Here is a 12,794-nt window from a genome sequence, read left to right on the forward strand (position 1 = left end):
GGGCGGCGATCAGCAGCGTGGCGGCGACCAGGCCCTTGTAGCCGAACACGGGCTTGCGGCTGAAGACCGGGATGACCTCGGTGATGATGCCGAAGAACGGCAGCGCGACCACGTACACCTCGGGGTGGCCGAAGAACCAGAACAGGTGCTGCCAGAGCATCGGCCCGCCGGTCTCCACGTCGTAGACGTGCGCGGCGAGGACGCGGTCGGCGGCGAGGGCGAACAGCGCGGCCGCGAGGAACGGGAAGATGAGGATCAGCAGCAGGCTGGTGACCAGCATGTTCCACGTGAAGATCGGCATGCGGAACATGGTCATGCCGGGCGCGCGCAGGGTCAGGATCGTGGTGATCAGGTTGACCGCGCCGAGGATGGTGCCCAGACCCGAGACGGCGAGGCCGACCACCCACATGTTGCCGCCGATGCCGGGGGAGTGCAGCGAGTCGCTGAGCGGCGTGTAGGCGAACCAGCCGAAGTCGGCGGCGCCGCCCGGCGTGATGAAGCCGCTCATCGCCGTCAGGCTGCCGAACAGATAGAGCCAGTAGGCGAACGCGTTGAGCCGCGGGAACGCCACATCGGGCGCGCCGATCTGCATGGGCACGATGTAGTTCGCGAAGGCGAACACGATCGGCGTCGCGAAGAACAGCAACATGATCGTGCCATGCATGGTAAAGAGCTGGTTGTACTGCTCGGGCGACAGGTACTGCATGCCCGGCCGGGCCAGCTCCGCGCGCATGAGCAGCGCCAGCAGGCCGCCGGCGAAGTAGTAGAGAACCGACGTGATGAGGTAGTTGATGCCGATCTGCTTCGCGTCGGTGCTGCGGAGAACCCGGGCGAGCGCCGATCCCCTCACCTGCCGGCGTGCCGGATAGGGCCGGGCGACCACCGGTTTCGGGGCGACTGTTGTCATGAGATCCTCGGCAATCACGGAAAGGAAACAGTACGTCACTTTCCGTTATAGGCGTTTCTCGCCTACGGAGGACCTCGGTCGACGAAACTGAACGGGATGGAAGCGGGGAAGTCACCGGCCAGCTCGACGTAGAGGCGGGCGTCGTCCTCGCTCCACTGCACCACGCCGTACGCCTCGTTGGCGAGGGTGTAGGTCGGCCGGTCCTTATCGTCGCGCTCGCCGGTGGGGGAGAGGCTGAACAGGGTCTTGTCGGAGGCCGAGCAGCCGGTGGGCACCAGGTCGGAGGAGGCGCGGCTCTCGGAAGGCTGGATGCCGAGGCAGCGGACCTCGCCCGTGAGGCCGGCGACCGTCGAGGCGATCAGGTACGCGTCGCCGCGGGGGTGGAGCACGAAGACCGACTCGGGAGTGGTGCCGCCGCCCGCCTTGGCCGGGGCGTTCTGGGGCAGGGCCAGGTCGCGGTCGATGTTGGCCATGTGCAGCAGGGTGCGGCGGCGGCCCTGGAGGATGCCGTCGAGGCCGGTCGGCGCGGGCGAGGGTGGCCCCGCGGTCGTCGTCACAACCGGAGGGTTCGCGGCCTCGGAGCCGGGGCGGTCGCGCAGCACGAGCCCCACTGCGCCGGCGGCCACCGCGCACAGCACGACCGCGGCCGCGACCAGCCACGGCCGGCGGCGCCGGGGAGGCGGCACGGGGTCGGGGTCGGGGGCGACGGGCTCCGGCGCCGGCACGACCGTCGGCTCGCCCAGCAGGGCGTCGAGCAGCTCGCGGGCGGTCGGGCGGGCGGCCGGGTCCTTGGCGAGGGCGCGCTCGACGATCGCCCGGAGCGGACCGTCGAGGCCGGTGAGGTTGGGCGGCTGCGTCATGATCCGCATGGCGGTGGCGGTCGGCGAGTCGCCGCCGAACGGGGTGCGGCCCGTGGCGGCGAAGGCGACCACCGCGCCCCAGGCGAAGATGTCCGCCGGGAAGCCGGCCGTGTCGCTGTCGAAGCGCTCCGGCGCCATGTACGCGACCGTGCCGACCATGTGACCGGTGCCGGTGTGGCGGCTGGTCATCTCCGTCGGCCGGGCGATGCCGAAGTCGATCACCTTGACCCCGCCCATGGCGAGCAGCACGTTGGCCGGCTTCAGGTCACGGTGGATCACGCCGGCGCCGTGGATGCCGGAGAGCGCGGTGGCGATGCCGACGGCCACGCCGTGCAGCGCGGCGCCGTCCAGCGGTCCGCGCTGCCGGACCACGGCGTCGAGGCTCGGCCCGTCGACATACTCGACGACGAGGTAGGGCGGATCGTGATCGGGGTCGGCGTCGAGCACCTCGGCGGTCGAGAAGGGCGGCACCTGCCTCGCCCGGTTGACCTCGCTGCGGAACCGGCGCAGGAACTCCTGGTCGGAGGCGAACTCGCGGCGCACCACCTTGACGGCGACCGGGCGCCCGGAGGGGGAGCGGCCGTGGAAGACCGTGCCCATGCCGCCCTCGCCGAGCCGGGCGTCCAGCTCGTAGCGGCCCAGCCGGCGCGGATCGTCGGGCTGGAGCGGCCGGTTCACAGGTCGAACCCTACCGTCAGCTGTCGAGCCGTTCGCTGACGACTTCCGGTCATCACATGTCGCTCCTGCGGGCATACCTCGGGTGACCATCCATCGATAAGGTGGCCCCCATGGTGTGTCCCACCTGCGGGCTAGACAACGACCCCAGCGCCACGGCCTGTGCCCGGTGCAACACGGCGCTGCCGGTGCACGCGACCCCGCCGGACGGCTCGTCGGCGCCGGCCTGGCCGCCGCCGGGTTACGCGGGCGCCTTCACGCCGTCGTCCCCGCCGCCGGGCTACTCGCCCGCCGCTTCGCCCTATCCTCCGCCCGGCGCCGATCCTCCGCCCGGCTATGTGGCGCCCCAACCCGGCTACGCGGCGCCGCCCCCGCCCGGCCCGCCGCCGCGCAACTGGCTGCCCCTGGTGGCCGGCATCTCCGTTCTCGTCCTGATCGCGCTCGTCGCCGGCCTGGTCCTCTACCGCAACAATCAGAAGGACCCGGTCGCCGCCCCGACCACCCAGGCCACCAGTGTCCTCACGACCGATCCGGCGACCACTGCTCCCACGACTCCTCCCACGACCGCCACCACCACGGCCGCCGCCGACCCGCTGCCGCAGGCCCGGGTCGTCGACGACGTGCTCAACCGCAGCAAGAGCAGCCGCGACAAGCTCAACAACGCCATCGACCGCGTCGGCCGCTGCACCGGCCTCAGCGGCGCCCTCGCCGACCTGCGCGCCGTCGGCGACGAGCGCCGCGCCCAGATCGCCGAGGTCAAGGCCGCCGACCTGTCCGCCGTGGACAACGGCGAGTCCATCCGCTCCACCCTGGTCACCGCGCTCCAGCACTCACTCGACGCCGACGCCGCCTTCGTGGAGTGGGCCGAGGCCGCCGTCGACAACGGCTGCGCGAACACGACGAGCCGCAAGGCCGCCTACGCCCGCGGCCTCGCCGCCTCCGACCAGGCCGGCACGTCGAAGACGGCGTTCCTCGCGGTGTGGAACCCGGTCGCCGGGCAGCTCGGCCTCCCGGCCCGCACCCGGCAAGGCATCTAGAGACCGTGGGCGCGCCGATGTTGGTGTTGTGCCAGATCACCGCGGCCGGAGCGAGCAGCCGCTGACCGGCCCGGGCGAACAGCCCGGCCGGTCGGCGGGCACCGTGGCGCTCCAGAGACAGCTGGCCTTTCAGGGTCTGAAGATCGACTCGATCCATTGGCGGCAGCGCAGCAGGGCCCGTTCGACCGGGGTACGCGGCGCGTCTGACTTCGCGTTGGCGCGTTTCGGGCGGACCAGATGCACCCCGGCCTCGGCGCAGAAACGCTCGAACTCGCCCCGGCGAATCCGCGGTCGGCCAGGATTACCCGCCCGCCGGTGATCAGGTGGTGGCCGGCCTCGATCACCCGGGCCAGCGCCCCCGCGCAGACAACAACCCTTCCCTATTGCGGCGTGACCGCACCGCCACCAGCCCAAATCTCGGACTCAACCCTCTAGCGCGCCCCGCTTCAGTTGACCAGCGAGCGCACGTCGCGGACCACCTCCGAGGCGCCGACCGGGTCCAGGCCGGCGAGGTCGCCGCGGACGCTGTGCAGGTGTTGGGGGGCATCCGGCTCCTGCCAGTGGTAGCCCGGCCCGAACCGGAGCTCGATCGTGATGCCGCCCGGCCAGTTCCGCAGCAGGGCGGCGTGGCCGTCGCCGAAGCGCCAGCCGCGGGCGCTCAGCGCGTAGAGCCGGCGACCCTCGATCTGACTGCCGACGACGGCGTCGAGGTCGAGGTCGGCGAGGGTGAACAGTTCGCGGCCGATCTGCGGGAACGGCTGGATGATCGCGTAGTCGGCGAAGATCTCGCCCCAGGCCGCCCGGTCGGTGCGGACGTGCCACGGGTGCGCCACAGCGACCGTCGCGTCCGCGTCGAGCGCCCAGGTCTTGTCGTCGATGTCGGCCGGCGTGCGGTCCTCGGCCACGCGGAACGCGGTCGTCATCCGGCCCCGCTCGTCGAAGGCTGCCCACAGCAGCCGCCGGGTCAGCTGCCAGTGCAGCGGGTGGTCGACGAAGAACCGCCGGAAGTCGGCGCCGGTCCACCGCCGGCCGGTCGCCATCGCCTCCTCCAGGGCCCGGGTCCGCTCCCCGGCGATGGTCTTGACGTCCTTCTTCAGCTCGGTGAGCCGGCGCTGGGCGGCCGGCGCGAGCGTCGCGTCGTCCGTGGCCGCCGGGCGGGGCAGCCGGGCGAGACGCCCGCCCTGCCGGTCGGTGATCGTCGCCTGGAAATGCTCGTCGAAACCGACCGTGAACTGCCGGGGACCGTAGTCGAGGACGAGGCGGCCGTCGCGGTCGAGGCCGAGGTCGGGCACGATCCGGTCGGCCAGCGCCACGGGCGACAGGCCCCGGGCGGCGGCCGCGGCGCTGAGCCGGTCCTCGGCGAACCCGCGGATGCCGGCCGTCCTCGCCTTGCGGGCCAGCCGGGCGAGCTGGGTCAGCGCGAGGTCGGTGCCGATGGCGCCGAGCACGTCCATGCCGGTGCGGACGCGCATGGCGGCGTTGGCCCAGTCCGGGAAGAGCGCGACCAGCGGCGGCACCGTGCTGTCGTCGCCGAGCGCGGCGAGCGCCACCATCGCCAGGTTGCTCTTCGGCGGGTACTGCGCGGCCTGCCACTGCTCGAAGATCGCCCAGGCGAAGACGGCGAGGTCCCGCTCGTCGCAGGCAGCTCGCACCTCGGCGATCCCCGGGTGCGGCTCCGCGATCTTCGAAACGGCGAGCAGCCCGCACAGGTTGCGCACCGCCTCCGGGGAGAGCGGCTCGCCGCCGTCATGCGTGACCACCGCGGGCAGGGTGGCCAGGACCAGCCAGTCCGGCAGGGCGGGCACCCGCATCGGCTTGCCGTCGGCGCGGCGCGGCGGCCCGGCGAGCACCGGCGGTGTGGCGGCGGAGTGGCCTGTCCCGGCCGCCGGCCCGGTGATCGCCTCGACGCGGGCCCGCGCCTCGCCCTCCAGGGCCGGCAGGGTCTGCGCCACCGCCTCCGGATAGGCGAGCACGTGATTGCGCAGCAGCTCGGTGACGGTCTCGTCGGTGGCCTTGGCGGCCAGCACCCGCAACGCCAGGCGCGGGTCGCGCTTGGCGGCGGCGAGCAGCGCCGGCCGGAAATGCTTGCGGTCGACCCGGTCGACGACCAGACTCAGCGCCTCCTCGGTCGGGATCGCGGCCAGTGCGGCGATCGCCTTTTTCACCTCGTCGGCGCCGTCGAGCTGGTAGTTGTTCCGCCACGGGACGGCATCGAGTGCCTGAGCCCAGGCGGCGCCGACTCCGGCGCCACCGGCCGCGATCTCCGCCACCCGGGCGCGCACCGTGGCCGGCAGCGACTCCGCCACGGCCGGCAGCAATCGGGGGTCCGCCAGCACATGGCTGCCCAGCATGGCGGTGCACAGCGGGTTGTCCTCCTCGGCCGCCATCTCGGCGAGGACGCGCAGCGCCCGCACCGGGAAGCGGGCCAGCACCTTCGTCTTCAGCGCGAGACCCGGGCGCCGCCGCGGTCCCGCGAAGCATTCCCGGAACATCAGCCGCAGCGCCTCGTCGTCCGGGACCTCGGCGAGCAGCCGGATCGCGTCCGCGCCGAGCCGGTGCCGGTTGACCCACCCCTGGTCGTTGAGGCGGAACATGTCGCGGTAGAACGGATCATTGAAGACGGGCAGGACGGCGGCCGGCCCCACCCCGTCCAGGATGGTGCCGACCAGGCCGTGGTCCTGGTAGCCCAGGAACTTGTTCTTGATGTTGCCGCGAAGCTGGTCCAGATGATCGACGGAGCCGGCGGCCGCGACCAGGATCCCGCTCAGCGCCCGGTGATCGCCCCAGCTGAAGTCCTCGCCACGGTCGGGCACCCCCGGCCAGCCGGCCGCGGTCGCCGCGCAGTCCTCGTCGACCCAGGCCACCTGGGTCGGCGCCAGGAAGGAGGTCAGGATGCGGCCCACCGCCGACACGCGGTAGCCGGCGAGGATCTCGCAGGCCCGCTCGTACTCGCTGTCGGAGGCGGCCGCGAGCAGACCGCGCATCACGTGGGCGACAGCCACCAGGTCTTCGAGGTCGTCGCCGCGCCACAGCCGCTCGTAGGTCTTCTCCGGCTCCGGGTCGACCGTCCACAGCACACCGTCGGCGATCAGCCGGCTCATCTCCCCGACGGCCCGGACCGCGAACTCGAGCCCGAACCGGGACACCCACGCGTGCACGAGCCGGGTGTCCATCTCATAGATGCGGGGCCGGACCAGCAGGGCGGCCGCCGCGGCCGCCCGCGGATCGGCCTGCCCGCCGGGCGCGCCAGCCTCCCGCCATCCGTCCAGATGCCTCTCGCCGGCGGCGAGCAGCTCAGGATCGAAGATGACGTCCCGATCGCGAACGCGTGCCATCGCCTTCACGACCTTGGGGTCGGCCAGCGAGGCCCGCAACCGCTCGGCGGCGTCGCCGGGAACACCTTGGCGGGGCACCGTCAGCCCACCCCGGCGTGGCCGCAGGTTCTGCCGCCACAGGGCGGGCAGCGTCCAGGAATCCTCGTTCGGCAGTACGAACTTGCGCATCAGGTCTCTCCCCAGGCCGATCTTCAGCGCTGGGAACGCTAGCCCACCCCTACGACAGAAACGGTCCCTCGCTCAGAACGGCCACTGGGTCGCGACGATGGCGCCGATCGCGGCGGCCGCCTCCGCGACCGTCCGGGTGTCGGTGGCGCTTCTCGCGAGGGCCTGAAGGCGGGTCTGGATGCGCGATCGCGCCTGGGGGGTGCCCTCCTGGAGGTCGCCCTCGATGGCTTCCACCTCGCGGCCGGCGTAGGCGGGGTCGGGGTGTTCGGTGCGGATGGCGGTCAGCAGATCGCGGACCTGGTCGGCCGGGGCGGCGTACGTGTTGTGCTGGATGTTGGTGTTGTGGCCGCCGATGTTCTGCTGTCCCCCGTGGATGTTCATGTTGCCGATGTTGATCTGTGGATCAGGCACGGGATCCTCCGGGCGCGTTGTGCTGGATGTTGACGGTGCGGCCGCCGAAGCTCTGCTGGCCGCCGTGGAAGGTGGCGTTCTCGATGGAGACGGAGGCCACGGCGGCGCGGAACTCGGTGGTGTCGACGCCGCTGTCCGCCAGGTGGTCGAGGACCGTCTCGTTGACCACGCGGTCGAGCAGCTTCACGTACTTCTCCGCGTCGAGCACCTGCATGAACTTGACCGTCGGGCGCTGGGAGGCCAGCTCGCGGACGCTGAAGTGGGCGCCGTAGTCGTAGAAGCGGAACTCGTCGGCGCTGCGGCCCGAGCGGGCCATCCTGCTCGGCAGGCGCAGCGTGTCCCAGGCGAGGCGCATCAGGTGTACGGGGCCGAGCACGTTGTCGCGGAGGAAGTTGCTCAAGGTGTCCGCGACCGCGTGGGCCGTGACGCGCTCGGGGCGCACGTTGTCGACGAACTGGTAGAGCGGGCGCACCTGCGGCATCACCGTGCACACGAACTCGGTGTAGAGCATGCCGCCCTCGACAGCCAGGTGGATGAACGCGGTGACGCCGATCCCCGAGTCCTGGGCGGGCAGCACGAGACGGCCGTCCGGCGTACGGATCTCCTTGCCGCTGGCGGGGATCACGGCCCGCAGGTAGTGGCGCAGGCCGCCCTGCGGGCTCGCCATGATGGCGTCGATGGTCTCGGGTGAGGCGAGCGTGCGCGGGGTGCGGGTCTGCGGGTCGATCAGCGGGTCGTCGGCGCGGCGGTTGCCGTCGGCGGCCACGTAGGGCACGACGTAGATGTTCGGGATGCGCTCGCCCGCACGCAGCCGCTCGTCGCGCAGGCCCAGGACGGCGTCGTGCACGCGCCGGTTGAGGGCGGCGGTGTCGAGGGCCACCCGGCCGTCGTCGCCGGCGGACGGGCGCAGGGTGACGGCGAACGACCAGCTGTGCTCGATGAAGCCCGCACCCGCGTACGGATCGGTGTCCTGCACGCAGATGTTGCCCCGCTGCATCGCCGCGACCACGCCGAGCCGCCACTCCACGCGGGGGTTGTGGCCGCGCGGCACGACCGGCGGGACGCCCGGCGCCAATTCGGTGGTGAGGATGCCGTACGCCTGCCGGCGCGACAGGAACAGCGCCGCGCCCATCGCGATCGCCAGGGCGAGCGGCGACACCAGCAGGAAGGTCTGCACGCCGCCGGCGAGGAGCCCGCTCGACGTGGAGCCGTAGTCGTCGAACGGATCGTCCGGCACGGAGAACCCGGCGGACGCGATGAAGCCGGCCGCGACGACCTGGAGCAGCAGGTAGCCCAGGAAGCAGAAGACCAGGCCCGCGAGCGCCGCCAGGCCGGCGAGGCGCATCGCGCGGGGCAGCTCCCGGTACGCCGACGAGCGCAGGAACACGACGATCGCGGCGAAGCCCAGCCAGGCGATCGTGGCGATGCTGTTGGCGCAGAGGCCGGCGATCAGCAGCGCGGTGACCACCGCGTACCGGATCAGCAGCAGCCGCCGGGCGCGGAGGCAGTGCCGCACCACGGGATCGAGGTCGAACCCGTACGAGGGCGGCACCGCCTTGCGCTCCGACTCGACGACCTCGCGGATGACCGCGTTGGCGAAGTCGGGGTCCAGATAGGGCGCTCCGCACAGCTGGCGCGTGGTGTCGTTGAGCGTGGTTCCCGGCACGTACGACGGCATGCTCAGCAGCGGCTGCGGATCGGACATGCCGGGAACCTATCGAAGTTTCACTTCGCGGGTGGGGTCACTTTCACCGTCATCAGTGGCAGCGGCCCGGTGATCTGGGTCTTCACCTCGATTTTCACGCCGGCGCCGGCGACCTTCACCGAGTTCTGCGGGTTGGCGGTGTTGTAGTACCGCAGCGGATCCGAGTCGTCGAAGACCGGGATCGCGCGCTGCCGCGGCACGGACACGGCGGCCCCGTTGCGGTGGAACGTCACCGGGTCGGTCGACTGGAGGCCGAACGTGGCGTCGAACGGCTGGCGCCGGTTGCCGAGCAGCACGCCGTCGGGGAAGACGATCGGCGTGGGGCGCGCGTCGACCGGCAGGGACAGGCCGGTGCCGGGGTGCCGGCTCGTGTTGTTGTTGCCGGCCGCCGGGTTCACATACCAGACGAGCAGACCGTCCTGGTACGGGAAGCGCTCGGCCCAGTCGGGCTTCGTGTCGGCCCAGCCCCAGTTGTAGGGGCCGACCTTCAGGGTCTCGTCGTAGCCGGTGTAGGTGCGGTACTCCGCGGCGTAGTACGAGCCGTCGGCGAGCGGGATCACCACGGCCTGCGGCAGCGCGCTCTCGCCGTTCGCCGCCGTGCCCAGGGTGATGTATTTGCTCGTGCCGGGCTTGACCGTCACGAAGTTGGACCAGCCGAGGAAGATCTTCTCCCAGGCGCCCATGTATCCGGGCGTCGAGCCGATGGTCGGCGCGCCGCGGCCCAGCCAGGAGCCGGCCGACATCAGCGTCCAGAAGCCGGTGCCGTTGTCGCCGCCCGCGGTGTCGTAGAGGTCGGGCAGGCCGAGGTCGTGGCCGTACTCGTGGGCGAAGACGCCGAGGCCGCCGTTCTCCGGCTCGGTCGTGTAGTCGCCGATCCAGATGCCGGTGTCGCCGATCTGCACGCCGCCGGCCAGGTTGCCCTCGGGGCCCGCCTCGCCGGCCAGGTCGGAGAACGCGTACCAGCGGTGGGCCCAGATCGCGTCGGCGCCCTGCGCGCCGCCGCCGGCCTCCTCACCCTCGCCCGCGTGGATGGCCTGGAAGTGGTCGACGTAGCCGTCCGGCTCGTTGAAGTCGCCGTCGCCGTCGAAGTCGTCGCGGTCCCAGACGTCGAAGGTCTTCAGGTACGCGGCGACCTCGGCGGGGGTCTTCCCGGCGGCGATCTGCGCGTCGTACCAGGCGGTGGCGCTGTCCTTGACGAAGTTCCAGTAGCCGTCGGACTCGTCGATCTCGTTGCTGCCGTAGCGGGCCTCGTTGTAGGGCACCTTCACCCAGTCGGAGACGTCGCCGCCGACCGTGTACCGGCCGCCCGACTGCTTGTAGTAGAAGTTCGTCATGGACTCCTTGTTCTTGGCGAACAGGAGCTCCTTGTAGTACGCCGGGGTGAAGTCGGCGCGCCAGATCGTCGAGTTGTCGACCGCCCGGTTGGGCTGCGGGATCTGGTTGTGCAGCGGCCCGGCGGTGCCGCCGGCCGCCGGGTAGGTCGCGTCGCCGAACTCGACCAGGAAGGTGAGGACCGGGTCGGTCTTGGTCTCCTTCTTGCGGTATTCGACGTAGCGGCCCTGGCCGAGCTTGATGACCTCGGACCCGGTCCTCTGCTCGGTCGTCGCCTGGCCGGCGATGAGCTTGCGCAGGGCTTCCGTACGCTCGGCCTCGCGCTCCTCGCCGAGCGGGTGGGGCAGGTTGTCCTCGCCGAGCGAAGCGGTCGGCTCCCTGTCGGCTCGCTCCGGCCCCGCGCCGGGCGCGGCGGCGGCGGGCGTGGCGATGAGGCTCGCCACCACCGCGCCGGCCAGCGCGACGCTGATTCTCTTCCTCAAGAGTCGTGCTCCTTCCGGAATGTTCTTCCCGTGGAGCCATAAAATCTCACATATTTCGATGTAGCAATGGGCTCGAACTTTTCTCAGCCAAGTAAAAAGTTGTCGATGTCTTGACTAAAGCTTCGCGCTCCCGAGGATGAGAGCATGCAGCCGCTCCGCCGGGTCCTCCTCGCGCTCGCCGCCGTCGCCGCCGTCGCCCTCGGACTGCCGCCGTCCCCGGCCGCGGCGCACGGGACGCTCGGGATGTCCATTCCCGCCCAGGGGGCCACGGTCAGCTCGCCACTGGGCAGTGTGGAGCTCTTCTTCACCGAGCAGGTGCCCGCGAACGCGTACTTCGCCATCACCGCGCCCGGCGGCGGCCGGGTCGACAACGGGTGGGAGCACGCGGCGCCGAGACCGCTCGACAAGCCGGTCACCGAGTACTTCATGGTGAACGGGAAGTTCGAGCCGCGGCAGTACACGACGGGCTACCCGGCCCGGGTGCGCGTGGCCCACCTGCCGGAGGCGGGCGAGTACCGCGTCGAGTACCTGTCCCGGGCCTCCGACGGGGACTCGGTGCGCGGGTCGGTGACGTTCAAGTACACGGGACCGGCGACGGCGGCGCCGGTGGGATGGGTGCCGCCGGCGAACCAGGCGGATCCGGCGCTGACCGCGGGGCACGAGGGGGCGCCCGCGTCGGCGCCCGCCGCCGGCGCCCCTCCGGCTTCCGCGGCGGCTCCGCCCGCGGCCGCCCGGCAGGCGGAGGACGGCCGGGGCGGGCTGCTCGCGTGGCTGGGCGGCGGGACGGCCGCCGTCGCCGCGGTGGCCGGCCTGCTGCTCTGGCGGCGACGCCACACCCTGTCCACGGCCCGGCCGTCGCCGAGGGGCGCGACCCGGGACCGGCCGAGGGCTGCCGCCCGCGCCAAGGGGCGCGACCGGCCGAAACGTCCGGGCGGGGCCGTCAGCCCCGCCGCGCCCGCCGACCCGCAGCCGGCCACGGCGGATCGCCGGTCGATCTCACTCGGCCCGCTCGCCGTCGGCGCCGTCGTGGTGGCGCTCATCGGCGGCTACGCGCTGGGCCGCACGACGGCCACGTCCGAGCGCCCCACCCCATCGGCCCAGGCCGCCGCCGCGGTGGCGACCGGACACCAGCACGGCGGCGGCGCCGCCACCCTCGATGCCACCGGCACCACGGTCAGCGCCGGCGGCTACACCTTCCAGCCCGTCCACCGCTCCCAGCCGCGCGGCACCAAGGCCGCCTACTCCTTCCGCATCGTCGGCCCCGACAGGCAGCCCGCCACCCGCTACGCCGTGGTCCACGACAAGCCGCTGCACCTGGTGGTCACCGGCCGCGACCTGACCGGCTTCCAGCACCTGCACCCCACGATGTCCCCGGACGGCCTCTGGTCGGTCCCGCTCACCCTCCCCAAGGCGGGCACCTACCGCGTCTTCGCCGACTTCACCGTCGAAACCCCCGCCGGCGCCACGGTCCCCCTGGTCCTGGGCGCCGACCACCACGTCGCCGGCGACGCACCCCACGCCGAGCTGCCGTCACCCGCCGGCACCGCCCAGGCCGGCCCCTTCACCGTCACCATGCAGGGCGCACCGCGCGCCGGCGCCACCGTGCCCGTCCTGTTCCGGGTCACCCGCTCCGGCACGCCCGCCACCTTGGAGCCCTACCTCGGCTCGTACGGCCACCTGGTCATCCTCCGCGAGGGCGACCTCGGCTACGTCCACGTCCACCCCGACCCCGCCCTCGCCGACGGCGCCGTCAAGGTGGCCGTCTCGATCCCGGCCGCGGCCCGCTATCGCGCCTTCCTGGAGTTCCAGGTCGCCGGCGAGGTCCACCGCGCCGAGTTCACCCTCGACCTGACCTGACCCACGCCCGGATCCTCGTGCGTGG

8 protein-coding genes and 1 pseudogene are annotated in these 12,794 nt (G+C 72.4%); 2 read left to right on the plus strand and 7 right to left on the minus strand.

Going from position 1 to position 12,794, the window contains the following annotated elements:
- Nucleotides 1-907, minus strand: a 907-nt coding sequence (locus Ade02nite_RS14370) for a cbb3-type cytochrome c oxidase subunit I (RefSeq protein ID WP_203762230.1), incomplete at its 3' end; no start/stop codon positions are given.
- Between the two features lie 62 nt (nt 908-969).
- The gene (locus tag Ade02nite_RS14375) at nt 970-2,445 is read right to left on the minus strand and encodes a serine/threonine-protein kinase (RefSeq protein ID WP_239168748.1); all 1,476 of its coding nucleotides are present in this window, start codon (nt 2,443-2,445) and stop codon (nt 970-972) included.
- Between the two features lie 110 nt (nt 2,446-2,555).
- Here Ade02nite_RS14375 and Ade02nite_RS14380 point away from each other — a divergent pair, with 110 nt between their 5' ends.
- On the plus strand, nt 2,556-3,479 hold the full coding sequence (locus Ade02nite_RS14380; RefSeq protein WP_203762234.1) for a zinc finger Ran-binding domain-containing protein: 924 nt from the start codon (nt 2,556-2,558) through the stop codon (nt 3,477-3,479).
- Here the strand turns inward: Ade02nite_RS14380 and Ade02nite_RS50915 are convergent.
- The 5 genes and pseudogenes from Ade02nite_RS50915 to Ade02nite_RS14400 form a co-directional block, all read right to left on the minus strand.
- A pseudogene (locus Ade02nite_RS50915) lies at nt 3,466-3,832 on the minus strand (transposase); the annotation flags it as partial. The gene Ade02nite_RS14380 and the pseudogene Ade02nite_RS50915 overlap by 14 nt on opposite strands.
- 93 nt (nt 3,833-3,925) lie before the next feature.
- Nucleotides 3,926-6,982: a DUF4132 domain-containing protein gene (locus tag Ade02nite_RS14385; RefSeq protein WP_203762236.1), complete on the minus strand. Its 3,057-nt coding sequence runs from the start codon at nt 6,980-6,982 to the stop codon at nt 3,926-3,928.
- 72 nt (nt 6,983-7,054) lie between these two features.
- The gene (locus tag Ade02nite_RS14390) at nt 7,055-7,393 is read right to left on the minus strand and encodes a hypothetical protein (protein ID WP_203762237.1); all 339 of its coding nucleotides are present in this window, start codon (nt 7,391-7,393) and stop codon (nt 7,055-7,057) included.
- On the minus strand, nt 7,386-9,098 hold the full coding sequence (locus tag Ade02nite_RS14395; RefSeq protein WP_203762239.1) for an AbeC-like domain-containing protein: 1,713 nt from the start codon (nt 9,096-9,098) through the stop codon (nt 7,386-7,388). Before Ade02nite_RS14395 ends, Ade02nite_RS14390 begins: the two co-directional genes overlap by 8 nt.
- Before the next feature lie 20 nt (nt 9,099-9,118).
- The gene (locus tag Ade02nite_RS14400) at nt 9,119-10,912 is read right to left on the minus strand and encodes an immune inhibitor A domain-containing protein (RefSeq protein ID WP_239168749.1); all 1,794 of its coding nucleotides are present in this window, start codon (nt 10,910-10,912) and stop codon (nt 9,119-9,121) included.
- A 144-nt stretch (nt 10,913-11,056) separates the two neighbouring features.
- Here Ade02nite_RS14400 and Ade02nite_RS14405 point away from each other — a divergent pair, with 144 nt between their 5' ends.
- Entirely contained in the window at nt 11,057-12,769 is a 1,713-nt protein-coding gene (locus Ade02nite_RS14405; protein WP_239168750.1) for a copper resistance CopC family protein, read from the plus strand.
- Nucleotides 12,770-12,794 lie beyond the last annotated feature (25 nt).

The organism is Paractinoplanes deccanensis, assembly GCF_016862115.1.
Classification (GTDB): Bacteria; Actinomycetota; Actinomycetes; order Mycobacteriales; family Micromonosporaceae; genus Actinoplanes; species Actinoplanes deccanensis.